Raw genomic sequence first — 25,498 nt, 5'->3', positions numbered from 1 at the left:
GCTGCAACCTTATAGAGGGCTCAGGCCGATGGCAGGCTGTCCAGATATCGCTGCAGGATCACGCAAGCTGCCATGGCATCATCATCGTCATTATTGCCCAGCAATTCTTGAGCCTCCATGCTGGAGCCCCGCTCATCGACCAGGTCTACTACAACACCGTAGCGACCGTGCAGTTGGTTGGCAAAACGCCGACACCGCAGCGAAGCATACTGCTCGCCGCCATCCAGGGTCAAAGGCAAACCTACCACGACGCGATCGGGCTGCCACTCCTTGAGCAAAGCCTCGATAGCCGCAAAGCGCTGTTCCCGTGTAACGGGCCGCAAAATCGTATAAGGACGGGCCTGGCGCGTCAAGGTATTGCCCAGCGCCACGCCAATTTTTTTCAAGCCATAGTCAAAGGCCAGCAAGGTTTGCGCCGAGCTGACCATTGACGGTGTTTCATGTTCAGGCATGGCCCGCAGCACCTGTCAGGGTAAAAGGACTGATTCCCAGCAAAGCCAGGGCGCGATCGTAGCGCTCACCAACCGGAGTAGAAAACAAGATTTCATGAGTAGCCTTGATGCTCAGCCAGGCATTGTCGGCCATCTCGCTTTCCAGCTGACCGGCGCCCCAACCGGCATAGCCCAGCGTGACCAGCATATGCACCGGTCCCTGGCCTTGAGCCACATCCTGCAGCACATCGCGGGAGGTTGTCAGGGTCAGATCACCCACCCCCAGGCTGGAGGTATAGGTTTTGTCGGAGTCATGGAGAACAAAGCCGCGATCCGTTTGCACGGGCCCACCGAAGTAGACCGAAGTCCCGGCCAGATCAGCCCGGTTTTCCACGTCCACTTCAATGCGCGACAACAATTCAACCAAGCTAAGATCCGTTGGTCGATTAATGACCAGGCCCAAAGCACCTTGTTCATTATGTTCACAGACATAAATCACCGTGTCGGCCAAGCTGCCCGATACCACACCGGGCATGGCAAGTAACAGGTGGTGCGTTAGGTCAGCGCTTTCTTGGATTAGCGGGGACTGGCTAGTGGCACTCATACACACCTCCCGTCAAAACAAACCACCTTGGAACTTGAGATGATCACACTTGGATCATTTCGAAGTCTTCCTTACGAGCGCCGCATTCGGGACAGACCCAGTTCGGAGGGACATCTTCCCAGAGTGTGCCCGGTGCAATGCCTTCCTCAGGCAAACCAGCTTCTTCATCATAAATCCAGCCGCAAATCAGGCACATCCACGTACGCATAGTATTCCTACTGTATTTGTAAACATAGTCCGATCCGCGTGCAAATCGGGGCAATCCATTAAAATGGGGTTCATATTACTAAATTACTCAACCTGTGACATCCAGAGCCTTGCTGGCCCTGCAGGTGTATCCAAGACAAGATGGCTGCTGAAATCAAAAATTCAAGTCCTGCCCTGGCGCTCGTGCTGGCTCCTTATGACCCAAGCGGTGGCGCCCACCTGCCTGCCGATGCCATTAATGGCGCCCATCTGGGCTGCCATATCGTCAGCGTACCCACTGCCTTGCTGGTACGCGACAGTGCCCAGCAAGAAAACATCCAAACTCTGGCCGAAGACATTGCCGACGATCAGGCACGCTGCTTGCTGGAAGACATGAACATTCAGGCCATCAAGTGTGGCCCCGTCTACAGCCCGGAAATCGCCAGCATGGTGGCCGAGCTTTGTTCCGACTATCCCGAGCTGCCTTTGGTGCTGCATCTGAGCGCCATGCCCACCGGACTGGACGAGCAGGATGCGGACGACGCTCTTGATGCCAGTTTACGCCTGCTCCTGCCTCTGAGCTCCTTATTATTGATCGACCACCCAAGCCTGGAGCGCTGGCAAGCCGACGAGCTACTGGGCGATACCCCGGACGCTGTAGAAACTCTGCTGAACAACGGTGCCAATGCTGTGCTGGTGACAGGCGTGCCAGGGGCTGCCGGGCACTGGCACACACGGTTTCAGGGACATCATGGCCGTCTGGACTACAGCATGCCGCTTGATGGCGGCCTGCGTCAGCAGGACATAGACAGTTTGCTGGCTACCGCCTGCCTGAGCTTTCTGGCTCAAGGTCACGAGCTGGATAACGCGGTAGAATCAGCCTTGCTGCATCTACAGGCACGCGCCACCGACACCTTCCAGCCCGGTATGGGCCACCGCCTGTTCAACCCTGTTACCCCCCAAAATGACTAACGCCGCCACCCTGCGCTTTCCTGCCGGTCTCTACGGCATTACTCCCGAATGGGACGACACTGCCCGCTTGCTGAACGCCGTACGTGCTGCTCACGAAGGGGGTTTGCAGGTGCTGCAATTTCGTCGCAAGAATGGCCCGGAACCAATCCGCCAACAACAGCTCAAAGAGTTGATCAAGTTATGCCTGTCTTTGGATCTGCCGCTATTGGTGAACGATCACTGGAGCTGGGCGCAAGAGTTTGACGTGCAAGGCGCACACCTGGGCAAAAGCGATGGCGAGCTGACCCAGGCCCGTCAGGCACTGGGGCCGCAAGCCCTGCTGGGACGCTCCTGCTACAACAGTCTGGATCTGGCTCGCCAGGCCTTGGCGGACGATGCAGACTACATTGCCTTTGGGGCCATGTACCCGTCCAGCATCAAACCCGAAGCACCACCGGCTGAACTGAACACCTTGCGACAAGCTCGACTGCTTTGCCAAGAACAAGAACACGAGGGACGGCGTGCTGCCATTGTTGCGATTGGCGGCATCACACCCGAGAAAATGCCCGAACTGCTGCAAGCAGGGGTCGATAGCGTTGCCGTTATTAGCAGCCTGTTTGAGACCAGCGATATACGCGCCACGGCGCAACGCTTTACCGACTACTTTCACGCCCAGGACTGATCGCTTTTCGTGCGCTGATTTATCTAGCCTGGCCTTGACCTTTTCACATCTGGATTTTTGCCTCATGTCCCGTAACTCCGAACTTTTTGAACGTGCCTGCAAAGTCATCCCCGGCGGCGTCAACTCGCCCGTCCGTGCCTTCGGTTCCGTGGGCGGTACACCTTGCTTTGTCGAGCGCGCCCAAGGCCCTTACATCTGGGATGCAGACGGCCAGCAATACACAGACTACGTCGGTTCCTGGGGCCCGGCCATTTTGGGCCACTCCGATCCGGACGTCATCAAGGCCGTACAAGAAGCAGCCGTTCATGGCCTGTCCTACGGCGCGCCTACCGAAGGCGAAGTCGTTCTGGCTGAAACCCTGACCCAAATGCTGCCATCCATCGAGCAAGTGCGTTTGGTCAGCTCCGGCACCGAAGCCACCATGAGCGCCATCCGCCTGGCACGTGGCTTTACCGGCCGCAATACCATCATCAAATTTGAAGGCTGCTACCACGGCCATGCTGACAGTCTGCTGGTCAAAGCCGGTTCCGGCCTGCTGACCTTTGGCAATCCCACCTCCGCAGGTGTACCGGCCGAATTCGTAGCCCACACCCTGGTACTGGACTACAACAATCTGGATGCCGTACGCGACGCCTTCAAACAAAAGGGCGACGAAATCGCCTGCATTATCGTTGAGCCCTTTGCCGGCAATATGAACCTGGTTCGCCCAGCCCCCGGTTTCCTGGAAGGTTTACGCGAGCTGTGTACCGAATACGGCGCCGTGCTGATTTTTGACGAAGTCATGACCGGCTTCCGTGTTGGCCCCCAAGGCGTGCAAGGCCTGACCGGCATTCGCCCCGACCTGACCACATTGGCCAAGGTGATTGGTGGCGGCATGCCCGTCGGTGCGTTCGGTGGCCGCCACGATATCATGCAATGCGTGGCTCCTGTCGGTGGCGTTTACCAGGCAGGCACACTGTCAGGTAACCCTGTCGCTGTGGCTGCGGGTCTGGCCACCTTGAAGAAACTGGCTCAACCCGGCTTCTACGACACCCTGACCGCCAACACCGCCAACTTGATTCAGGGCCTGAAAGCCGCAGCGCAAGAAGCCGGTGTCCCCTTCACCGCCGACCACCAGGGCGGCCTGTTCGGTATCTACTTCAGCGAGAACGTCCCCACTTCCCTGGCCGAAGTCTCCGCAGGCGACATCGAACGCTTCAAGCAGTTCTTCCACGCCATGCTGGATAAGGGTGTGTACTTTGCACCGTCAGCCTTTGAAGCCGGTTTTGTGTCGGTACAGCACACCTCCGACATTACCGACGCAACCGTGCAAGCGGCCCGCGAGGTTTTTGCCAACTTTAAAAACTAAACGCGCCGGACACAAAAAAGCGGGCCTAAGCCCGCTTTTTTATTGTCTGATGAGTCAGCCCTGTGCCATCTGACGCAGCACAAAGCGCTGCAGCTTGCCAGTTTCGGTACGTGGCAAAGACGCCACGAACTCGATGGCACGCGGGTATTTGTAAGGCGCGGCATTCTCCTTCACAAAATCCTGCAGCTTTTTCTTGAGCTCGTCGCTACCGGTAAAGCCGGGTTTAAGCACAATAAAAGCCTGCACAATCTGGCCCCGCTCTTCATCGGCGGCGCCCACCACGCCACACTCGGCAACAGCCTCGTGCTTGAGCAAGGTGCCTTCCACCTCTGGACCGGCAATGTTGTAGCCCGAGGAAACGATCATGTCGTCGTTACGGGCCTGGTAATACAGGTAGCCGTCCTCGTCCATCTTGAAAGTGTCGCCAGGGAAGTTCCAGCCACCCTGAACAAATTGCTTCTGGCGTTCGTCGTTCAAATACTTGCAGCCCGTTGGGCCTTTCACTGCCAAACGACCCACTGTACCAACGGGCACCGGATTCAGATCATCGTCCAAAATCATGGCGACATAACCGGGTACCACTTGGCCAATCGCACCGGCACGTACTTTTTCTGGTGGGCTGGATACATACACGTGAATCATTTCCGTGCCACCAATGCCGTCCGTCATCTCGATGCCGCTGGCCTGCTTCCAAAGCTGACGTGTAGCGTCCGGCAAGGCCTCACCTGCCGACACAGTGGCACGCAAGCTGGCCAAGGAGTACCGATCCACCAAACCGGCCATCTGACGATAGAAGGTGGGCGCAGTAAAGCTCATGGTCACCTTGAAGCGATCGATCATGCCCAGCAGATCCGAAGGCGTCAGACGCTCCAGCAATACCGTGGATGCCCCCGCACGCAACGGGAAGCACAACAAACCACCCAAGCCAAAGGTAAAGGCCAAAGGAGGGGTACCGCAAACCACATCATCAGGCGTTAACCGCAACACATGACGCGAGAAGGTATCGCACATGGCCAGTACATCGCGGTGAAAATGCATACAACCTTTAGGCTGTCCGGTCGTGCCACTGGTGAAGGCGATCAGGCAAACATCATCGGCCGCCGTATCGCAGGCTGTGAAGTCCTCGGGTTTGCCAGCCAGCAGGGCTTCCAAACCCTGAGCGCTTTCATCGTTAAAGCACAGCAGTTGCTTGAGAGCCGGCGTATAAGAGTCATGCGCGCAATCCATGCAGTGTTCCAATTCTTCACGCAGGCGCTCGTCACATAAGGCAGCATGGATTTCGGCCTTGTCCAGAATCGTCTTTAGCTCCACGGCACGCAACAATGGCATGGTGGGAACAGTCACCAAACCGGCCTTGATGCTGGCCAACCAGCAAGCGGCCATCATGGGGTTATTGGGGCCTCGCAGTAAAACCCGGTTCCCGGGCACCAACTTCATGTCCTCAACCAGAACATGAGCGATACGGTTGGTCAGCACATCCAGCTGCTTGTAGGTCAGGCTGCGATTCTCATCGCCCTGTGCCCACTGTAAAGCCACGCGATCACCATGCCCCGCTGCTACCTGCTCACCCAACAGCGCCACGGCGCAATTGAGACGAGCGGGATAATCCACATCCGGATTTCCTTCCAGCAACATCTCTGGCCACCACTCGATGGGTGGCAGATTGTCGCGTGCAAAGGTATCAAGGTGCGCTGAACGTTCCATCCTTATCTCCTGCGTAGATTACGCCCCACTCAGGCGTAGACCCTGTGCCATCCAAGGCGCCAGCCAAATTGGCAAGGTCTATATTGTTTAGTTCTAAAGGATATTAGCAAAAAAAACGCCTCAATATCCGCAAACCCAACTACGGGTTATCCGCAGTAGCGCGTCATTACTCGTCGTTTTCAGATGGCACCCCAGACTAGCTTGAAAATCCGTAAAGCCTTACCCGCACATCGTAAAATTTAATAAAAAATTTCAAGATATAAGAAATAAATCAATCCGTAGCCTGATAATTTTTCAATTAAGAAAAATCACCCCAAGCATTATTCCCAAAACCCAAAAAAACATCGTAAATAGCAGAAAAATGATTAAGCAAACGGACGATACAGAAGCAAATGCCTTATACTTCAACTAAATAATCACTTGCAGTCAGACAGCTTAGCGCATCGAACCAAAGTAAAAGCACGGTCTACAGCGTAATCAAAGCTACGGTTACAAAAGTAAATAGCAGACAAGTGTTTGCATTTTTTTACTCAATGCTTTGTCACCCTTGCCAGTGCTTTCTATCAAGTTGATTAATTTAAGCTTAAAAACGAATTTACTTTGATCTGTCGCAATGTCAAACTTCGAACCAGCCCCTAAGATACCTTCCAAGCTAACCCAGCTTGCTCATGGCTGCGGTCTGCGTCCTTCAAAGCTAAATATTTTGGACATGCACCATTAAGGCAAGCTATCTATGATCATGAACGATATCCCCGCTTCCGCCGTCGCCGATGCCGCTCCCGACTTGGAAAGCCGTGCCCACAGCGACGACCACTTCGACACCCGACTGTGGTTGCGCTTGATGGCTTGCACCAATCTGGTTGAGGGCGAAATTCGCAGCCGTCTGCGTACCGAACACACCACCACCCTGCCCCGTTTTGACTTGATGGCGCAATTGCAACGTCAGCCCGCCGGCATGAAAATGAGCGAGCTGTCCCGCCACCTGATGGTCACCAACGGCAATATCACCGGCATTACGGACCAGTTGGAAAAAGAAGGCCTGGTCGAGCGCATCAAGGTGCTCACCGATCGTCGCAGCTCCCTGATCCGCCTGACACCCAAGGGCAAGCGCCAGTTCAAGAAAATGGCTGCCTCCCACGAACAGTGGTTGCAGGAGATGTTTGCCAACCTGTCGGAAAAGGCACGGGTCAACCTGTTTGAAGCCCTGGGCGAACTCAAACTGATCACTCGCAACAACGTCGCCATGGCGGCTCGCGAAAGCTAACAACGCCGCGCGACCAAAGCTATGCTCAGGCGGCTCAAAGCAAGTATCATGATTGCTTTGAGCCGCCTTTAACATTGTTTTTCGGATCGCGTCATGGCCGTCAATCTGTTCATCCCCTCTGAATCTGATATTCACCCCGTTGCCGGTGTCAAAATCGGTATTGCCGAAGCCGGTATTCGCAAGGCCAACCGACGCGACCTGACCGTGTTTGAATTGGCCCCGGGCACCAGCGTGGCCGGTGTGTTCACCACCAACCGTTTCCGCGCCGCGCCGGTGCAAGTGTGCGAAGCGCACTTGGCTACTCACGATGGCATCCGCGCCCTGGTTATCAATACCGGCAATGCCAACGCCGGCACAGGTCAACTTGGCCTGGAAAAAGCCCAGCAAACGTGTACAGCAACCGCAAGCCTGCTAAACATCCTGCCCCAGCAAGTGCTGCCTTTTTCTACCGGCGTGATTCTGGAACCGCTGCCTATGGATCGCCTGTTGGGCGCTCTGCCCGCAGCGGTCAGCGATCTGTCCGACAACAACTGGTTCAATGCTGCTCACAGCATCATGACCACCGACACGCAACCCAAAATCGTGTCTCGTCAAATCCAGCTATCGGGTAAAACGGTGACCTTGACCGGTATCAGCAAAGGCGCGGGCATGATTCGCCCCAATATGGCCACCATGCTGGGTTACCTGGCTACTGACGCCGGTATCGCTCCCGAACTGCTGCGTGATATGTGCCATCTGGCGGCGGATCGCTCCTTCAACCGCATTACGGTTGATGGCGACACCTCCACCAATGACTCTTTCATCATCATGGCAACCGGCCAAAGCGGTGTCACGGTGGAATCGATTGCAGACCCGAACTACAACACCTTGCTGGACGCCCTGGTCGACGCCTCTCGCGAACTGGCCCAGAAAATCGTGCGGGACGCTGAAGGTGCCACCAAGTTCATGACCATTCAGGTTGATGACGCCGGTTCCAGCGAAGAAGCCCTGAAAGTGGCTTACGCGATCGCCCATTCGCCGTTGGTCAAGACCGCATTCTTTGCCTCCGACCCGAACCTGGGCCGTATTCTGTGCGCCATCGGCTACGCAGGCATTAGCGATCTGGACGTCAACAAGCTGCGTCTGTGGCTGGGTGATGTGCTGGTCGCCGTGAACGGCGGTCGCAATCCGGACTACCAGGAAGAGGACGGCCAGCGCGTCATGCAGGAAGCCGAGATTCTGGTGCGTGTGTCCCTGGGTCGTGGTCAACACAGCGAAACGGTCTACACCTGCGACTTCTCGCACGAGTACGTCACCATCAACGCTGACTACCGCTCGTAATAAAAAAACCGCCTCCACCCAATGGGTGGAGACGGTTTTGCAGTTCAGACAGGCCCGCCTCTTTGCGGGCCTGTTCTATTTCTTGCCCATGCCCTTAACCAGCGAGAGCACCGCAAGAATCAAGAACACAACAAATAGTATTTTGGCAATGGACGCGGCACCAGCGGCAATACCGCCAAAGCCCAACACAGCGGCCACAATAGCAACAATAAAAAAGATGACGGCGTAGTAAAGCATACGATTCTCCTCATTATCAGTATGTACAGGACCATGGCTTTGTCTGGCGGGCCGTTTTTTTACGGCTCAAGAAACAAGCATCAGACAAAAAACTGCTCCCGCCTCACTAACGGTCATACTTGTCGTAGAAATCCTTTACTTCGCGCTCTGCCTCTTCGCGGGTACGACCATAGCGCTCTTGCACCAAACCAGCCAACTGAGTGGCATCGCCCTTGATTTTGGCCCAATCATCATCGGTGATCTCACCCCAGACGCTGCGAGCCTTACCCGCCAATTGTTTCCATTTGCCTTCGATCGTGTCCTTATTCATACGTTTCCCCTAGTCAGGTTCGAAAAATAAATGACTTACGCTTCTGTGAACGCAACACCTCTACCGTAACGGAAGGACGGCAAAACAAAGGCCACAGATTGAGGGGAAATGTAACAAGTTAGCGCTTCTGCCCTGATCGGGGGAATCTCCCGCTCTGACCTGCCTTACACAGTCTGCGTCCTTGCCCAACCCTCTACAGCCTAGGGGAGACGAAAGGATTGGATGCAAAATACTGACAGGAGAAGGCCCAAGCCATTGACAGCAAAGCCTTTTTACTCTATTATTTTTTGCTTGGCATTTTGCGTGTCAAGATTTTTTTATGTTAGATGGCATTACAGCGGGCTGTTATTTGTTATTGGCCTTTTAAGCGATGCCTGTTTGACTCTTTAAGGGATTCCCTATGTACGCGGTTATAAAAACCGGCGGTAAGCAATATCGCATTACTGCTGGCCAAAAACTCAAAATAGAACAGATACCGGCAGACATTGGGCAAGAAATTTCGCTTGACCAGGTTCTGTCCGTCGGCGAAGGTGAAGCACTGCAAATCGGTGCTCCTTTCGTTGCTGGTGCTGTGGTCAAGGCTACCGTTCTTGCGCAAGGCCGTCACGACAAAATCAAGATTTTCAAAATGCGCCGTCGCAAGCACTACCGCAAAACGCAAGGCCATCGTCAAAACTACACCGAAATCCGCATCGAAGCGATCAACGCCTAAGTTGTTGCTAAAAGCGAATTTGGTATTTTCTTCATCTAGGAGCTAAAGAAATGGCACAGAAGAAAGGCGGCGGCTCTACGCGGAACGGCCGTGACTCACAGGCCAAACGTCTGGGCGTTAAAGTCTACGGCGGTCAGGTAATTTCGGCTGGCGGCATCATTGTTCGTCAGCGCGGCACTCAGTTTCACCCCGGCGTGAACGTGGGTATTGGTAAAGACCACACCCTGTTCTCCCTGGTCGATGGCAAAGTCAAATTTTCCGTCACTGGTGCTCTGAACAAGCGTACCGTTTCGGTCGTTGCTGGCGAATAAGCCACCCGATCCAAGCGTACTCGCTGCGAAAAAGCCCTGCCGCCCTAGGCAGGGCTTTTTTTATGCATGGCCCCTGTGCCATCCTGAAAACCCGCCCACCCGGCTTAGCCAGTCTCCCTACGGCCACAGCAAGAGATTAAAAATCGGCCACTATCACGGCACATACCGGCAGCTAAGCCAATCTCCTATACACTAAGCAATTGGGGTTTTTGTTTAAAATGGTCTGCTCCCAGACCAGCAGCCCGTACGGTTCTGCGGCCCCTGGACCTATACAGCACTCATCACCATGAAATTCGTAGACGAAGCGACCATTGAAGTGGTCGCAGGCAAAGGTGGAAACGGCGCTGCCAGTTTCCGCCGAGAAAAATTTATTGAAAAAGGTGGCCCCAATGGCGGCGACGGCGGACGCGGTGGCAGCATTTATGCTCAGGCCGATCGCAACGTCAACACCTTGATCGACTACCGCTACGCCCGCCTGCACCGCGCTCGCAACGGCGAAAATGGCCGTGGCTCCGACCAGTACGGCGCGGGTGGTGAGGACATCACCCTGCGTGTGCCGGTAGGCACCATGATTTTTGACGCGGAAACCGGCGAGCAGCTGTTTGACATGAAGCGCCATGGCGAGAAAATCACCCTGGCCCAAGGCGGCGCCGGTGGTTTGGGTAACCTGCACTTCAAATCCAGTGTGAACCGAGCCCCACGTCAATTTACTTATGGCAAGGAAGGCGAGCATCGCAAGCTGCGCCTGGAACTGAAGGTACTGGCCGATGTCGGTCTGCTGGGCATGCCCAATGCCGGTAAATCCACGCTGATCACCCGCATTTCCAACGCCAAGCCTCGCATTGCGGACTATCCCTTTACCACCTTGCATCCTAACCTGGGTGTGGTGCGTTCGTCCGAAGCACACAGCTTTGTGGTTGCCGATATTCCTGGCCTGATCGAAGGTGCCTCTGAAGGTGCTGGCCTGGGCCACTTGTTTTTGCGTCACCTGACTCGCACCCGTATTTTGCTGCATCTTCTGGACGTATCCAGCCTGGATCCGGACGAGGATATTGTGGCCAAAGTAGCTGCGGAAGCCCGTGCCATTGTTGAAGAACTGCGTCTGTACAGCGAGGAGTTGTACGCCAAGCCACGCTGGCTGGTGCTGAACAAGCTGGACATGGTGTCTGATCCTGAAGACCTGAAAGCCCGCCTGCTCAAAGAGCTGAAATGGGAAGGCCCGGTATTCGGCATCTCCGCTCTAACCGGTGTGGGCACGCAAGATCTGGTGTATCAGCTGCAATCCTGGTTGGACGAAGAAAGCCGCAAAGAGCATATCGAGCAAGATATTGCCGACGGCACCCATATTTACGACGAGAGGTTTGCCCCAGACTGATCGTGCTACATAGGTCCCGGGCTTAGACTCCAGGACCGAACCCCAAAATGCCCGGAAGACGCGGTTAAACCAGCCGCCCTACTCCTGGCATTTTCTCTATTTACACGCCAAGCGATGGATTTCTGAACTCGTCATGCAGCACTCTTCTCATTCTGAATCGGCCGTTGCACAATCGCGCCGATTGGTTATTAAAGTAGGTTCGTCCCTGGTCACCAACGAGGGCAAAGGGATTGACCTGGATGCCGTAGAGCAATGGGCTACCCAGATTGCTCAACTGCATGCCCAAGGCAAGCAATTGGTGCTGGTCTCCAGCGGTGCCATTGCCGAAGGCATGGCCCGCCTGGGCTGGCCGCGTCGACCGAAGGCCATGAATGAGTTGCAGGCAGCGGCCGCCGTAGGCCAGATGGGTTTGATTCAAGCCTATGAGGTGGCTTTTGCTCGCCACGGTGTACGCACCGCCCAGATTTTGTTGACCCATGAAGACCTGGCAGACCGCCATCGCTACCTGAACGCACGCGGCACTATCAACACCTTGTTGGATCTGGGGGTGGTACCCATCGTGAACGAGAACGACACGGTGGTCACGGATGAAATCCGTGTGGGCGATAACGATACTCTGGGCGCTCTGGTCACTAATCTGATCGAAGCCGAAACACTGATTATTCTGACCGATCAAGCTGGCCTGTATAGCGCCGACCCGCGCAGCAATCCCGATGCGCAATTCATCTCGCTGGGACAAGCGGGCGATCCGACGCTGGAAGCCATGGCAGGCGGCTCGGGCAGCAATATCGGCACCGGCGGCATGATCACCAAGATTCTGGCCGCCAAGCGCGCCGCACAAAGCGGTGGCCACACCATCATTGCCTCGGGTCGGGAACAACAAGTCCTGTCGCGTCTGGCACAAGGTGAGCGCATAGGCACAGAGTTGCGTGCCACCCTGCCTGTACGTTCGGCCCGTCAACGTTGGCTGGTCGACCAACTACGTGTGCGTGGTCGCGTGTCGCTGGACGAAGGCGCAGTACGTGCCCTGGTAGACGGCCACAAGAGCCTGCTGCCCGTAGGTGTCACCCATGTCGAGGGCGAATTCGACCGTGGCGATGTCGTTGCCTGCGTGGACAAACACGGTGTGGAGTACGCCCGTGGCTTGGTCAATTACTCCTCGGACGACACCCGCCGCATCATGGGCCAGCCTAGCCACCTGATCAATGAGTTGCTGGGTAGCGAACACGATACGGAGCTGATCCACCGCAACAATATGGTGTTCCCGCGCAGTGGGCCAGATCAGGACTAAGCCTTGACCCCTGCCCTGCCCGCCTGTTGAAATAGACGGATAAAACGTATCGAATTGCGACGGTCCGTGCGAACTGTCCGCGCCTGATCGCAACACTTCCCCTTTCGGGCGATGCGCCCAAGGAACCGTATGAAGATCCTCGTGTTAGGTGCTGGCGTAGAAGGCGTAACCAGCGCTTATTATCTTGCCCGCCAAGGACACAGCGTAACGGTCATTGACCGCATGGCTGGGCCCGCTCTGGAAACCAGTTTTGCCAATGCTGGTCAACTCTCCTTTGGCTATGCCTGCCCCTGGGCCGCGCCGGGTATCCCGCGCAAGGCCATCAAATGGATGTTCGACGAGCACCCTGCCCTGACGATTCGCCCCGATGGCACGCTGACACAAATCAAATGGCTGCTGGCCATGTGGCGCAACTGCACGGCAGATCGCTACGCCACCAATAAAGAACGCATGGTGCGTCTAGCTGAATACAGTCGCCATTGCATGGCCGAGTTGCGCGCCCAGACCGATATTCAGTTCGAGCACCGCTCCCAAGGCACCTTGCAGGTTTTCCGTACGCAAAAGCAACTGGATGGCATTGCTGCCGACATCGAGGTGCTGAAAGAAGCAGGTGTCCCTTACGAGCTGCTGTCAGCGTCCGAGCTGCACACGATTGAACCGGCGCTGCGGCATGTAGAGCACAAATTGAGCGGTGGCCTGCGTTTCCCTGAAGATGAAACCGGCGACTGTCAGATGTTCACCCGCCGTCTTAGCGAATTAGCTGAGCAGGAAGGCGTGGAGTTTCGCTGGAATCAGAATATTCAGCGTATTCACAGCAATGGCACAGAGATCAGCGGCGTGCAAAGCTCCGACGGCTTGCTGACCGCCGATGCCTATGTGGTAGCCCTGGGCTCTTGGTCTACGGGTCTGATGAAAGACCTGCAAGCCATTCCGGTCTACCCATTGAAGGGCTACTCCATTACCGCCACGATTGCGGACGCCTCCCGTGCGCCCCAATCCACCCTGCTGGATGAAAGCTACAAGATCGCCCTGACACGCTTTGACAATCGTATTCGTGTGGGTGGCATGGCCGAGGTGGTGGGTTTTAACAAGCGCCTGAATCCACGCCGTGAACAGACTTTGCTGATGGTCTTGAATGACCTGTTCCCCGGCAGCTACCAAAGCGATGCGGACCTGCACTTCTGGACCGGCCTGCGTCCCAAGACACCGGACAGCACCCCGATCGTGGGCCGTAGCCGTTACTCCAACCTATTCCTGAACACCGGCCACGGCACACTGGGATGGACCTTGGCTACCGGCAGTGCGCAATTGCTGGCTGATCTGATCAGCAACAAAGAGCCTGCAATCCGTGCTGACGACTTGTCGGTGCAGCGTTACTACTAAGCCCCTGCTCTAGAGCATCAACAAAGGCTTTGCCGGGTTTAACCGGCAAAGCCTTTTTCAACTCCCCTGCCCTAATGGCGCGCCGGTTCGGCCAGCAACTGGCAATTGGCCGCAAACATATAGCCCCAGTTATGGATAGAGCGTATCGGTAAAACCGTCCCACCCTGGCTGAATTTGCGCCGCATACGGCTGACCAACACACCCAGGCGATTGATATGCAAGGCGCCAGGCGGATTGCTGATGACATCTGTTTTACTGGCAACAGCCCGCATCAGCTCGTAATGGCTAGCCCGGCGATCCTCCTCTCGCAGCAAACGGACCATAAAGGCGCGCTCCGTGCTGGTCAGACTAAATGACATGCCAACCGGTGATATCAAGGTCCAGCCTTCCTGATCCAGCACCCACTCCTGAATCAAGGAGGGTTCAGGAATAATGGGTATCTGCATCAAACGCCGTTGCAGACTCTGCAAACTGGCCGCCAGCAACTCCAAAGACGCATCCTTGGGACAAAACTGATCGCCGCCACTGTGCAAGGCTTGCAACATGGCCGAGTCCGTGGCGTCGGACTGCATCAAGATCCCGATTTGCGGACACAGCATCCGTAAGCGCACGGCTGCAGAGCAAATCTCTGCCAAAGTGCCTCCCAGCCAGGCAATACATAGTGAACCGGCATGACGCCCGCGCGTTTGAGCCAACTGCAATAAAGCCGTTACATCCGGACAAAAAATAAGACGATAACCACGTTCAGCCAGTGCCTGAATTTTTTGTTCTAGTAAATTCCGATCAGGGATAGCCGTGGCCAGGTAGAGCACAACAGGACCGCCAGCAATTTCATTTGCAACCGACATAGTTGAAACCTTAACTATAATGACATCTGATGACTATGTCGGACAGTATAAATCACGACTGTGATTTTTTATCAAAACCATCGTGCTGGCAGTTACATCAACAATCTGTTGTGTGAAACATTTCTCCGAACGCCTTCGCCATGCACGTCAATACCGCGGTCTTTCTCAGGCGGATTTGGCACGTCTATGCGGATTGACTCAAAGCGCCATCTCCAACTACGAAAACGGTACTCGTCGAGATGCCCGCGAAATACTGGAGCTGTCCAGAGCCTTGAATGTCAGCGCGGTATGGCTGCGCAAAGGTGTCGGCCAGATGGAGTTCTTGGACGACAGATATACCTTGTCCGAACCTCAGGAAGGCGCTCCGATTGTCTCCTGGCCGTTCCGTCTGTTCTCCGTCAATGAGGTGGTTGCGCTAGCCGATAGCGAACGGGATTTGCTCGATCGCACTTTGCGTCATTTGCTGGACGGCATGAAAAAGCGCTAGACACTACTCGTTTCTGCCCCCTACCTGCTGTCGCCAAGCGTCGCACTCTACTCAGTGGCTGGTAGTACACACAGCGTGATACCAGACTGCGCCCACACCTATCCTAACCTTCTCTTTGCCTAGCGAAGCAGATGGGGCCGGATCGTTTTATCACATACGGGGTTTTTCTTGAAAACCATCGTGCAGGGCGTTCCATGAACAATCTGTAGTGTGAAACACTTCTCTGATCGCCTCCGTCACGCCCGCCTGCAACGCGGCTTTTCCCAAGCCGAACTGGCCCGCCTGTGTAACCTTAGCCAAAGCGCCATCTCCAATTATGAGAGTGGCACGCGGCGTGACGCGCGCGAGATTCTGGATCTGGCCAAAGCCCTGAACATCAGCGCCCAATGGCTCAAGAACGGGCTGGGCAATATGGAGTTAAGCACAAGCCATGCGGCCACCTTGCAAGACTCCGGCGAAGGCCCGCCCATTGTGACCTGGCCCTTCAACCGCTTTTCCGTGGACGAGATTGTGGCTTTACCCCCCAAAGAGCGTGACCATCTGGATCAAACCATCCGTCACCTGCTCAACGGCATGAAAAGAAAATAAGCCTTATACGTCCACAAGCAGCTCTAAAGTACCTATACTTGTCGGCACGCAGGGGTACTCGCCATTTGGCGGGTTGAGATAAACCCTCGTACCAGTACGGATAATGCCGATGCTGGGAGCGTGTGCCACAGGTGCAATGCCTGCACGGCACTTCTTCCTATATCGGCTCCACCATTTCCTTGGAGCTGCAATGACAAGCAAAACCCCTTCTTTTACGGCCACTGCGGCCAGCGTAGACCCGGCTGCGATCCAGCCCTTACCCAACTCCCGAAAGACCTATCAAACCGGCTCACGGCCTGATCTGCGTGTGCCTTTTCGGGAAATCTCTCTGGCTGATACGCCCAGCCACTTTGGCGCCGAGCCAAACCCTCCCTTAAGCGTTTATGACACCAGCGGTCCTTACACAGACCCCTCGGTACAGATCGATATTCGCAAAGGTCTGCCTGCACTGCGCCAAGCCTGGATTAGCGAGCGCAATGACACCGAGTTGATGGCAGGACTCAATAGCCAGTACGGTCAGGCCCGCCAGGCTGATCCGGAGCTGGACACCTTGCGCTTTGAACTGAAGCGTCAACCCCGACGCAGTACTTCGGGTGCCAATGTCACGCAAATGCATTACGCACGGCGCGGCATCATCACCCCTGAAATGGAGTTTGTGGCGATTCGGGAAAATCTGCGGCGCGAGCAATACATTGAAAGTTTGCGCGCCAGTGGCCCACAAGGTGAAGAGATGGCCCGCCGCCTGACCAAGGTACACCCCGGTCAGGGCTTCGGAGCCAGCTTGCCCACCACGGTAACACCCGAGTTTGTGCGCGATGAGATTGCGCGTGGCCGAGCCATTTTGCCCGCCAATATCAACCACCCGGAAACCGAGCCCATGATTATTGGCCGCAATTTCCTGGTGAAGATCAACGCCAATATCGGTAACTCGGCCCTGGGCTCCACCATTGGCGAAGAGGTCGAGAAAATGACCTGGGCGATTCGCTGGGGTGCAGACACCATCATGGATTTGTCCACGGGCAAGAATATCCATGAGACGCGCGAATGGATTATTCGCAACTCACCCGTTCCGGTGGGCACCGTGCCTATTTACCAGGCACTGGAAAAGGTCGGCGGCATTGCCGAGGATCTGACCTGGGATATTTTCCGCGACACCCTGATTGAGCAAGCCGAGCAAGGTGTGGATTATTTCACCATTCACGCTGGTGTGCGTTTACCCTTCATTCCCATGACAGCCAGTCGCATGACAGGCATTGTGTCGCGTGGTGGTTCCATCATGGCGAAGTGGTGTCTGGCGCATCACCGCGAAAGCTTCCTGTACGAGCATTTCGAGGACATCTGCGAGATCATGAAGCAGTACGACGTGGCTTTCTCACTGGGTGACGGCTTGCGCCCCGGTTCGGGCTATGACGCCAATGATCAGGCGCAATTCGCGGAACTGCGTACTTTGGGCGAGTTGACTCAGGTTGCGTGGAAGCATGATGTTCAGGTCATGATTGAAGGCCCAGGTCATGTGCCTTTGCATCTGATTCCAGAGAACATGCAGTTGCAGCTGGAGCACTGTCATGAGGCCCCCTTCTATACCTTGGGGCCTTTGGCAACCGACATTGCACCGGGCTACGATCACATCACTTCCGGTTTGGGCGCGGCGATGATTGCCTGGCAAGGCACGGCGATGTTGTGCTATGTGACACCCAAGGAGCATCTGGGCTTGCCGAACAAGAAAGACGTGAAGGACGGCATCATCACGTACAAGATCGCGGCACATGCCGCGGACTTGGCCAAGGGGCATCCTTCGGCGGCATTCCGGGACAATGCCTTGTCCAAGGCGCGCTTTGAATTCCGTTGGGATGATCAGTTCAATCTGGGGCTGGACCCGGATACCGCGCGTGAGTTCCACGACGAGACTTTGCCTAAAGACTCGATGAAAGTGGCGCACTTTTGCTCCATGTGTGGGCCCAAGTTCTGCAGCATGAAGATCTCGCAGGATGTACGTGACTATGCCAAAGCTAACGGCCTAGATGAGCAGTCCGCTGTGGATCAGGGGATGAAGGAGATGTCAGTACAGTTCGTTCAGCAGGGCAGCAAGCTGTATCAGGAGGCTTGAAGCTTTATTGAAGACGGGCCTGGTGTGAACATGATCGTTGTTTGATCAGGCCTTGATGGGTTAAAGCCCTGGGTGGATTTTTTCTGCCTGGGGCTTTTTTTGCGGGGTTCGTTGCTTCATTTATTGCTTCATTTGTAGGAACGCGAAGCTTGTCAGGCAAAAGAGATCGTTGCAGAAGACGCCAATTGAGCCTAGCTTCAGGGTATCCGGCCTGAGAGTTTGCCGGTGCTGCGCACCGGTGCCCTTGTCGGAAGATAGCTACGGGCACATCCTGAACTCACCGGGTACTTGGTCCCCCGGACCAAGTACAAGCGTCCGGCTCAAACAGCAGGATGCTTGCACCCCTACGCTATCTCCCGCCTGCGGCAAACCCTCTAAACCGACCGGACACCCTGAAGCTAGGCTCAACTGGCTCACAATCGTTTTTTTCTGGACAGTTCAAACCGCATGCTTGGATGGTGTATGACACTTTCCTGGCCTGCGTCGAATCTATGACATATCACCTCAGACCTCTTGCTCTTACCTCTCACCTCTTACCTCAGACCTCAGACCTCAGACCTCAGACCTCAGACCTCAGACCTCAGACCTCAGACCTCAGACCTCAGACCTCAGACCTCAGATCTTAGACCCAGATCCCAGATCCCAGATCCTCAATACATGATTACGTGAATAGCCACGGTATAAGTCCTTGGGGGAGGTGGGGACCCGGAGGGGCGATTCAGAGTACTTGCCGCAGGCGGGGGCATCATCCGGGATGCAAGCACTCTGCTGTTTGAGCGGGACGCTTGTGGTTCGTCCGGGGGACGAACCACCCCGCGAGTTCAGAGTGCGCCCGGATGAGAACCTCGACAAGGGGACCGGTGCGCAGCACCGGCAAGTGCTCAAGCCCCTCCGGGTCCCCACCGCCCCCAAGGGCGTGCTCATTACTGGGTTCTACTCAATAATCAGCCTTACCCCCAAAGCAACGGTGACGCCATCAGCGACAACAGATAAGCACCAATTGGCAGCTCACAGCTAACAACAAGCAACAAGCAGAGGACCCTGCCCTAAAACCCCATTACTCCCCGATCGAGCACAAAAAAAGCCCGGTTAAAAAACCGGGCCTTTTGTCAGCACGCCTTAAGCCGGCAAGCAGAGACTTACTTCTGCGGAGCGTACAAATACAACTCCACACGGCGGTTCATGGCGCGGCCTTCAGCCGTGGCATTATCGCCAATAGGAGCATTCGGACCACGGCCTTCCACCATCAGACGACCTTGCCCCACACCTTGCTGTGTCAGGTAGTTGGTTACCGCACTGGCACGGTTGACCGACAAAGTCTGGTTGGTTTGCGCCGAACCGGTGCTATCGGTATGACCAACAGCCTTAGCACGCAACTCGGGATGCTGATTCATCGCACGAGCAACACTGTCGAGCACAGGCAGCAAAGCGGGTTTCAACTGATAGCGACCCGTATCAAAAGACACACTGCTAGGAATATTGACCCGCAAGCTGCCATCAGCCATTTCGGTCACATCCACACCCAGCCCAGTTGCCCCAGACTGCTGAACATCCTTTTTGATGCCAGACCAGTTATACGCAGCAATACCACCAGCCAGGGCGCCGATACCTGCACCGATCATGGCTGCCTTGCTGCTATCTCCGATCAAGGCCCCAATACCCGCCCCCACAGCAGCACCGCCGCCGGCACCCATTGCGGTACGACCGCCTGTGCTCATATTGTCCATAGTGCCGCAAGCGGCCAAAAGGGAAAGAGCACCCGCACATGCTGCTAATTTTGCAGAACGAATGGAAATTGTCATTATTGGCTCCGTAATCTTAAGTTAAGTACCAAGACCGCTTGAATGCCTCTAATACTAGCAAGAGGCACACCAAGCAGGTACTTCAAAACAGACTTCACTGCCTTGTTTAACAATTCTTGATCTTGCCAGCGACCATGCCAACTTCAGTCACCCATTGCCTTGGGGGCTACGCCCTTGAATACTTAAAACAACTCTGCACCCGAGTCAGCAACGACTTCTTTGTACTTCTTAAGATCATTGCTGACAAGCTCGCTGAACTCGGCCATGGTGCCAGGCTCAACATCCGAGCCCATGGTAGCCAGGGCTTCACGTACAGCGGGATCCATCAAAGCCTTGGCGTAAGCGGCATGCAACTTGTCCAGAACGGGCTGAGGTGTACCGCCGGTGGCGAACACACCGAACCAAGTGCCCAGGTCGAATGGTTTCACGCCAGCCTGTTCCATAGTGGGAACCTCAGGCAAGAAAGTGGAACGATCCAGAGTCGTCACAGCCAAGGCTTTTACGGTATCGGCCTTGATCAACGGCGCGGCCGAAGCCAGGTTGTCAAACATGAAATGCACTTGGCCAGCCAGCAATGCTGTCTTGGCAGGATTGGCACCCGCGTAAGGGACGTGCACGGAATTGATCTGGGCACGGGTATTCAGAACCTCACCGGCCAGATGGCCTGCACTGCCATTACCGCCCGAGGCAAAGTTCATTTGACCAGGATGCTCTTTAGCGTAGTTGATCAGGTCCTGCACCGAAGCAATCTTGTTTTGCTCGGCAAACTCTTTGTTTACGATCAAGATGTTAGGCACCGAGGCAACCAGCGCGATGGGCGCAAAGCTTTCGACTGGGTCAAACGGTATCGCCTTGTACAACCAGGGGTTGATGGCGTTGATCGCCACCGCACCCATCATCAAGGTGTAGCCGTCTGGCGCAGCCTTGGCCACGATGCTGGCACCGATATTGCCACCTGCTCCTGATTTGTTCTCCACCACGACCGTACCCAGATCGTCTTTGACACGTTCAGCCAGCAAGCGCGCCATGCTATCCAAGGGGCCACCCGGCGGGTACGGCACCACGAACTGGATCGGTTTGGAAGGATAGGAATCCTCTGCCATGACAGCCGGGGCAGCCATGACAGCCGCAACACCAGAGACCGCCAGCAGCCACTTACAGACACGAAACATCACTTTTTTCCTTGAAATAAAAATGCATATGGGCTGCGTAAAGCAGCCCGTACAGAGCAACCACTGACCCTTAATGGATGATCTGGCTTAAGAACTCGCGTGTTCTTTCACTGCGTGGCGAGTCAAAGAACTCATCAGGCGTATTTTGCTCGATGATTTCGCCCTGATCCATAAAAATGACCCGATCTGCCACTTTACGTGCAAAACCCATCTCGTGGGTCACACACAGCATCGTCATACCGGTATGCGCCAGCTCGACCATTACCTCCAACACTTCCTTGACCATTTCCGGGTCCAGCGCCGAGGTCGGCTCGTCAAACAGCATGATCTTTGGCTCCATGCACAAGGAACGGGCAATCGCCACGCGCTGTTGCTGCCCACCGGAAAGCTGTCCAGGATACTTGTTGGCCTGCTCTGGAATACGCACACGCTCAAGGTATTGCATGGCCAGTTCCTGAGCCTGGGCCTTGGTCTTGCGACGTACCCACATCGGCCCCAAAGTCAGATTTTCCATCACAGTCAGGTGAGGAAACAGGTTGAAGTGCTGAAACACCATGCCCACATCACGCCGAATGGCCTCAACCTGACGCACATCGTTGGTGAGTTCCTCACCGGCCACAATAATCTGCCCTTGCTGATGCTCCTCCAAGCGGTTGATACACCGAATAAGGGTGGATTTTCCCGAGCCAGAGGGTCCACAAATAACGATGCGCTCGCCTGGGGCCACATCCAAGGTAATGTCGCGCAGCACATGAAACTGCCCATACCATTTATTGACGTTCTTTAGCTGAATAATGGCGTCTGCCATGCAAAACTCCTTGTCTGGCCAGCAAAGCCCCGGTGCTACCCAAGGCTTTGCCACCTGTGTCAGCGTTCATAACCCGTTTGCAAACGTCGCTCCAGCGAACGACTGTAGCGAGAGATGGAGTAGCAGAACACAAAATAAATCAGTGCGATGAACAGATAGGCTTCCCGGCTAAAGCCGCGCCAGGCCGCATCGGCCAGAGCGACTTTGGCGGCCTGGGTCAAATCGAAGATACCGATAATCACGACCAGGGAGGTGTCCTTGAACAAGGAAATAAAGATACCTACCAATGGCGGAATCACGATCTTGAGAGCCTGCGGCAAAATGATCTGGCGCATGGTGCGCCAGTAGCTCAAACCCAGCGAGGCGGCCCCTTCATACTGTCCTTTGGGAATAGCCTGCAAACCACCCCGCACAGTTTCCGCAATGTAGGCCGCCGCAAACAAAATAATCGCGATCTGGGCACGCAGCAGTTTGTCGATGTTAAAGCCCTCGGGCATGAACAACGGCAGCATCACCGAGGACATGAACAGCAAACTGATCAGTGGTACGCCACGAATCAGTTCGATGTAGACCACGCACACCGCCTTGACGGCCGGCAAGCGCGAGGTACGCCCCAGGGCCAGCAGCAAGCCCAAAGGAAAGGCGAAAGCGATGCCGAAGGTAGCCAGAATCAAGGTCAGCGGCAAGCCGCCCCACAGGCTGTTTTCTACATAGCTCAAACCCAGCACGCCGCCCCACATCAAAATACCCACGACGATCAGGCCGACCAGCCATAGCAAAGGCAGCCACGGTTTCCAAAACCAGCGCACGCAACTGCACACAATCAGCAGGGTCAGCAAGATAGAGGCCAGCAAGGGCCGCCATTGCTCGTCATAGGGATAGATGCCAAACAGGATCAGGCGGTGCTTTTCACGAATGAAAGCCCAGCACGCCCCGGCACTGGCCCGACAGTCCTGTGCGGTTTGTGCATCGAAATTGGCCTTGATGAACAACCAATCGATCATCGCTGGTACGGTCATCAACAACAACCAGGCCGACAGCGCCGTCAAAATGGCGTTCAAGGGGGAAGAAAACAGGTTCTGGCGCAGCCAACCCAATGTGCCCCGCTGCAGCGGCGGTGGCCCGCTTACGGTGGATGTAGGCGTATGGCTCATTTATCGCTCCACCAAAGCAATGCGGTTGTTGTACCAGTTCATGAAAACCGAAATCGACAGGCTGACCGTCAGGTAGGCCGCCATGATGATCAAAATGCCTTCAATCGCTTGCCCTGTCTGGTTCAAGGTGGTGTTCACCACAGACACAATATCGGGATAGCCAATGGCCACGGCCAAAGAGCTGTTTTTAGTCAGGTTCAGGTATTGGCTGGTCATGGGCGGCACAATCACACGCAATGCCTGAGGCAGAACCACCAGACGCATCATGCGGCCACGAGACAGACCCAGCGCCTGCGCCGCCTCCCACTGTCCTTTACCCACTGCCTGAATACCGGAGCGCACCACTTCGGCAACAAAGGCCGAAGTATAGGTGACCAAACCGGCCAGCAAGGCGGCAAATTCAGGCGATAAGGTCGCGCCCCCGACAAAGTTGAAACCTTGTAGGCGGGGCATATCCAACGCCAAGGGCTCGGGACTGAGCAATAAGGCCAGAACCGGCAGCACAACAAGCAGCAAAATGCCAAAACGGAGGGTGGGAAAAGGACGGCCCGTATTTTCCAGACGACGACGCGCCCAATGCGCCATCAGAACCCACAACACCACGGCCAGACCCAGACCCATGAAGATCCAGTCCATGCCATCGCCCTGCAAGGTCGGCAGCTTCAAACCGCGATTCGATAGAAATACGCCACTGATCGGGTTCAAAGCCTGCCGGGGTCCGGGCAAGGTCTCGGTAATCAGGGCGTACCAGAAGAACAGTTGCAGCAGTAGTGGCACGTTACGCATCACTTCCACGTACAAGCCCGCCAAACGGGAAACCAGCCAGTTCTTGGACAGGCGTGCAATGCCCAGCAAGGTGCCAAACACGGTGGCGGCAATAATGCCGATCACCGCCACTTTCAGCGTATTGACCAGGCCGACCAGAATGGCCCGCCCATACGTGTCCGAGGGCGTATACGCCAGAGCCGACTCGCCAATGGCAAAGCCTGCCTCTCGGTCCAGGAAATCAAAGCCTGTAGAAATATTGCGGACAGCCAAGTTGTGCAAGGTATTGGAAACCAGATACCACACACAAAAACCGAGCACACCCAAAATCAGCACCTGGTAGATAATGCCGCGTGTGAACGGATCATTCCAGGACAGGCGCCGTTTAGGGGGCGCTGGCACGGCAGGTGTATTTTGTGCCATAGCGTAAAACCCATGGATGCAGCACTACGCGTAGCCCTGCGAGGTGGCGCACGTCTGGCCGAAGCCAGACGCAAAAACAAACAGCGAAGACCGAAATCTTACCGCACTGGCCAGCCGTACATCACCCCACCGTCACGCCATTGTGCGTTCAAACCGCGATCGAGCTTCAGTGCTGTCGATTTACCCAGATTACGCTCGAAGCTTTCTCCGTAATTGCCAACCTGTTTGATGATGTTGTAGGCCCACTTGTTATCCAACTTCAGACCTTTACCCAGCTCTCCGGACACGCCCAGAATGCGCTGAATATTGGGGTTATTGCTCTTGGTCATTTCATCCACGTTAGCGCTGGTAATGCCATATTCCTCCGCTTCCAGCATGGCATTCAGAGTCCATCGCACCAGCGTGAACCAGTCATCGTCACCCTGACGCACGAACGGGCCCAGCGGCTCTTTGGAGAAGTCCTCAGGCAGGATATCGAACTCGTCCGGTGTCGTCTGGGCAGCACGCATGGCAGCCAGCTGGGATTTATCGCTGGTAAAGCCGTCGCAACGACCGGAGGTAAAGGAGCGCATCGCCTCTTCAGGATTGTTGATCACCACAGGGTTGAATTTGATACCCTGGCCCCGGAACCAGTCCGCCAGATTCAACTCGGTTGTCGTGCCAGGCTGTACACACACAGCAGCTCCATCCAGCTCTTTGGCACTTTTGACACCCAGGGATTTTTTCACCATCACGCCTTGGCTGTCATAGTAGTTGATGCCAGCGCTGACCAAGCCCAAGGTCGTGTCGCGCGAGATCGTCGCAGTGGTGTTGCGGGTTAGCACATCCACTTCCCCCGATTGCAGGGCGGTAAAGCGCTGCTGGGTGGTCAAGGGCGTCACCTTGTATTTTTTAGCATCCCCAAAAACAGCAGCGGCGATCGCACTGCACATGTCCACATCAATACCAGACCAGGCTCCCTTACTATCGGCCAGCGAGAATCCTGCAATACCTGTTGAGACACCACACTGGACAAAGCCCTTTTTCTTGACCGAGTCCAGGGTTTCACCTGCTTGTGCATTAGCGGCCAGGGCCATCAACGCAACACTACATGCAATGGTTTTCACTAAGGTCATGGAATATCACCTCCTGTTTACTTTTGGTAAATGGATGCAGATTACAATTGCAGCTAAGCTGTGGTGTCCAATCGTAGAGCCAGACTGTGCAAACACGCATCGGGGGTTTCCCTCTAACAA

Annotated in this window: 26 protein-coding genes; 13 read left to right on the top strand and 13 right to left on the bottom strand. The window is 55.4% G+C overall.

The genetic code is table 11. From position 1 onward, the window contains the following. Positions 1-20 precede the first annotated feature (20 nt). The 3 genes from ruvX to AC6I6N_RS17040 form a co-directional block, all read right to left on the bottom strand. Positions 21-428 (bottom strand): Holliday junction resolvase RuvX, encoded by a 408-nt coding sequence (gene ruvX, locus AC6I6N_RS17050; protein ID WP_094197746.1) that lies wholly within the window; start codon positions 426-428, stop codon positions 21-23. A gap of 16 nt (positions 429-444) precedes the next feature. Then, on the bottom strand, positions 445-966 hold the full coding sequence (locus tag AC6I6N_RS17045) for a YqgE/AlgH family protein (protein WP_376914154.1): 522 nt from the start codon (positions 964-966) through the stop codon (positions 445-447). Positions 967-1,078: 112 nt separating this feature from the next. After that, complete coding sequence (locus tag AC6I6N_RS17040) at positions 1,079-1,243, bottom strand: rubredoxin (RefSeq protein ID WP_009460582.1); 165 nt, start codon at positions 1,241-1,243, stop codon at positions 1,079-1,081. A gap of 140 nt (positions 1,244-1,383) precedes the next feature. Between AC6I6N_RS17040 and thiD the strand changes: the two genes are divergently transcribed. The 3 genes from thiD (at position 1,384) to hemL (ending at position 4,202) form a co-directional block, all read left to right on the top strand. After that, a complete protein-coding gene (gene thiD / locus AC6I6N_RS17035; protein ID WP_094197748.1) occupies positions 1,384-2,193 on the top strand; it encodes a bifunctional hydroxymethylpyrimidine kinase/phosphomethylpyrimidine kinase in 810 nt (269 codons plus the stop codon). Next, complete coding sequence (gene thiE / locus AC6I6N_RS17030) at positions 2,186-2,854, top strand: thiamine phosphate synthase (protein WP_321268739.1); 669 nt, start codon at positions 2,186-2,188, stop codon at positions 2,852-2,854. The genes thiD and thiE overlap by 8 nt, the downstream gene beginning before the upstream one ends. 64 nt (positions 2,855-2,918) lie before the next feature. Next, positions 2,919-4,202, top strand: a complete 1,284-nt coding sequence (hemL, locus tag AC6I6N_RS17025; protein ID WP_497943688.1) for a glutamate-1-semialdehyde 2,1-aminomutase — start codon at positions 2,919-2,921, stop codon at positions 4,200-4,202. A 54-nt stretch (positions 4,203-4,256) separates the two neighbouring features. Here the strand turns inward: hemL and AC6I6N_RS17020 are convergent, their stop codons facing one another. Beyond that, positions 4,257-5,906, bottom strand: coding sequence for an AMP-binding protein (locus tag AC6I6N_RS17020; RefSeq protein ID WP_121739612.1), 1,650 nt, complete (start codon positions 5,904-5,906; stop codon positions 4,257-4,259). 733 nt (positions 5,907-6,639) lie between these two features. Between AC6I6N_RS17020 and AC6I6N_RS17015 the strand changes: the two genes are divergently transcribed. Both AC6I6N_RS17015 and argJ read left to right on the top strand, forming a co-directional pair. Beyond that, positions 6,640-7,170, top strand: coding sequence for a MarR family winged helix-turn-helix transcriptional regulator (locus AC6I6N_RS17015; RefSeq protein ID WP_009460574.1), 531 nt, complete (start codon positions 6,640-6,642; stop codon positions 7,168-7,170). A 93-nt stretch (positions 7,171-7,263) separates the two neighbouring features. Next, positions 7,264-8,490 carry a bifunctional glutamate N-acetyltransferase/amino-acid acetyltransferase ArgJ gene (gene argJ, locus AC6I6N_RS17010; RefSeq protein ID WP_497943687.1) on the top strand — a complete coding sequence of 409 codons (1,227 nt, stop codon included), beginning with the start codon at positions 7,264-7,266 and terminating at the stop codon, positions 8,488-8,490. 75 nt (positions 8,491-8,565) lie between these two features. On the opposite strand, the gene AC6I6N_RS17005 is transcribed toward argJ, so the two are convergent. Then, on the bottom strand, positions 8,566-8,727 hold the full coding sequence (locus AC6I6N_RS17005; protein WP_009460570.1) for a DUF1328 domain-containing protein: 162 nt from the start codon (positions 8,725-8,727) through the stop codon (positions 8,566-8,568). A 106-nt stretch (positions 8,728-8,833) separates the two neighbouring features. Further along, positions 8,834-9,037 carry a CsbD family protein gene (locus AC6I6N_RS17000; RefSeq protein WP_094197753.1) on the bottom strand — a complete coding sequence of 68 codons (204 nt, stop codon included), beginning with the start codon at positions 9,035-9,037 and terminating at the stop codon, positions 8,834-8,836. 400 nt (positions 9,038-9,437) lie between these two features. Here AC6I6N_RS17000 and rplU point away from each other — a divergent pair, with 400 nt between their 5' ends. The 5 genes from rplU (at position 9,438) to AC6I6N_RS16975 (ending at position 14,109) form a co-directional block, all read left to right on the top strand. Continuing rightward, positions 9,438-9,749: a 50S ribosomal protein L21 gene (rplU, locus tag AC6I6N_RS16995; protein WP_003801901.1), complete on the top strand. Its 312-nt coding sequence runs from the start codon at positions 9,438-9,440 to the stop codon at positions 9,747-9,749. A 50-nt stretch (positions 9,750-9,799) separates the two neighbouring features. Next, complete coding sequence (rpmA, locus tag AC6I6N_RS16990; protein WP_094197754.1) at positions 9,800-10,060, top strand: 50S ribosomal protein L27; 261 nt, start codon at positions 9,800-9,802, stop codon at positions 10,058-10,060. A 286-nt stretch (positions 10,061-10,346) separates the two neighbouring features. After that, positions 10,347-11,435 (top strand): GTPase ObgE, encoded by a 1,089-nt coding sequence (obgE, locus tag AC6I6N_RS16985; protein WP_094197755.1) that lies wholly within the window; start codon positions 10,347-10,349, stop codon positions 11,433-11,435. A 133-nt stretch (positions 11,436-11,568) separates the two neighbouring features. Continuing rightward, the gene (gene proB, locus AC6I6N_RS16980; protein ID WP_094197756.1) at positions 11,569-12,726 is read left to right on the top strand and encodes a glutamate 5-kinase; all 1,158 of its coding nucleotides are present in this window, start codon (positions 11,569-11,571) and stop codon (positions 12,724-12,726) included. Between the two features lie 129 nt (positions 12,727-12,855). Further along, the gene (locus AC6I6N_RS16975; protein ID WP_094197757.1) at positions 12,856-14,109 is read left to right on the top strand and encodes a D-amino acid dehydrogenase; all 1,254 of its coding nucleotides are present in this window, start codon (positions 12,856-12,858) and stop codon (positions 14,107-14,109) included. Positions 14,110-14,180: 71 nt separating this feature from the next. On the opposite strand, the gene AC6I6N_RS16970 is transcribed toward AC6I6N_RS16975, so the two are convergent. Next, complete coding sequence (locus tag AC6I6N_RS16970; protein WP_125277813.1) at positions 14,181-14,957, bottom strand: response regulator transcription factor; 777 nt, start codon at positions 14,955-14,957, stop codon at positions 14,181-14,183. 112 nt (positions 14,958-15,069) lie between these two features. On the opposite strand from AC6I6N_RS16970, the gene AC6I6N_RS16965 reads away from it, so the two are divergent. The 3 genes from AC6I6N_RS16965 (at position 15,070) to thiC (ending at position 18,139) form a co-directional block, all read left to right on the top strand. Further along, complete coding sequence (locus AC6I6N_RS16965; protein ID WP_497943686.1) at positions 15,070-15,444, top strand: helix-turn-helix domain-containing protein; 375 nt, start codon at positions 15,070-15,072, stop codon at positions 15,442-15,444. A gap of 210 nt (positions 15,445-15,654) precedes the next feature. Then, positions 15,655-16,032 carry a helix-turn-helix domain-containing protein gene (locus AC6I6N_RS16960; RefSeq protein WP_094197760.1) on the top strand — a complete coding sequence of 126 codons (378 nt, stop codon included), beginning with the start codon at positions 15,655-15,657 and terminating at the stop codon, positions 16,030-16,032. Between the two features lie 190 nt (positions 16,033-16,222). Next, positions 16,223-18,139 (top strand): phosphomethylpyrimidine synthase ThiC, encoded by a 1,917-nt coding sequence (thiC, locus tag AC6I6N_RS16955; RefSeq protein ID WP_108728535.1) that lies wholly within the window; start codon positions 16,223-16,225, stop codon positions 18,137-18,139. A gap of 1,139 nt (positions 18,140-19,278) precedes the next feature. On the opposite strand, the gene AC6I6N_RS16950 is transcribed toward thiC, so the two are convergent. The 6 genes from AC6I6N_RS16950 to AC6I6N_RS16925 form a co-directional block, all read right to left on the bottom strand. Further along, positions 19,279-19,941, bottom strand: a complete 663-nt coding sequence (locus AC6I6N_RS16950; protein WP_478209766.1) for a YiaD family glycine zipper/OmpA-like lipoprotein — start codon at positions 19,939-19,941, stop codon at positions 19,279-19,281. Between the two features lie 182 nt (positions 19,942-20,123). Beyond that, a complete protein-coding gene (locus AC6I6N_RS16945; protein ID WP_094197762.1) occupies positions 20,124-21,113 on the bottom strand; it encodes a Bug family tripartite tricarboxylate transporter substrate binding protein in 990 nt (329 codons plus the stop codon). Positions 21,114-21,183: 70 nt separating this feature from the next. Beyond that, entirely contained in the window at positions 21,184-21,921 is a 738-nt protein-coding gene (locus tag AC6I6N_RS16940; protein WP_094197763.1) for an amino acid ABC transporter ATP-binding protein, read from the bottom strand. Positions 21,922-21,980: 59 nt separating this feature from the next. Then, positions 21,981-23,075 carry an amino acid ABC transporter permease gene (locus tag AC6I6N_RS16935; RefSeq protein ID WP_108728534.1) on the bottom strand — a complete coding sequence of 365 codons (1,095 nt, stop codon included), beginning with the start codon at positions 23,073-23,075 and terminating at the stop codon, positions 21,981-21,983. Next, positions 23,076-24,263 (bottom strand): amino acid ABC transporter permease, encoded by a 1,188-nt coding sequence (locus AC6I6N_RS16930; protein WP_125277810.1) that lies wholly within the window; start codon positions 24,261-24,263, stop codon positions 23,076-23,078. It abuts the gene before it with no gap. A 98-nt stretch (positions 24,264-24,361) separates the two neighbouring features. Next, the gene (locus AC6I6N_RS16925; RefSeq protein ID WP_094197766.1) at positions 24,362-25,378 is read right to left on the bottom strand and encodes an amino acid ABC transporter substrate-binding protein; all 1,017 of its coding nucleotides are present in this window, start codon (positions 25,376-25,378) and stop codon (positions 24,362-24,364) included. Positions 25,379-25,498 lie beyond the last annotated feature (120 nt).

This window comes from Alcaligenes sp. LTN-3, assembly GCF_059735605.1.
This window is presented reverse-complemented; position numbering and strand designations above follow the sequence as displayed.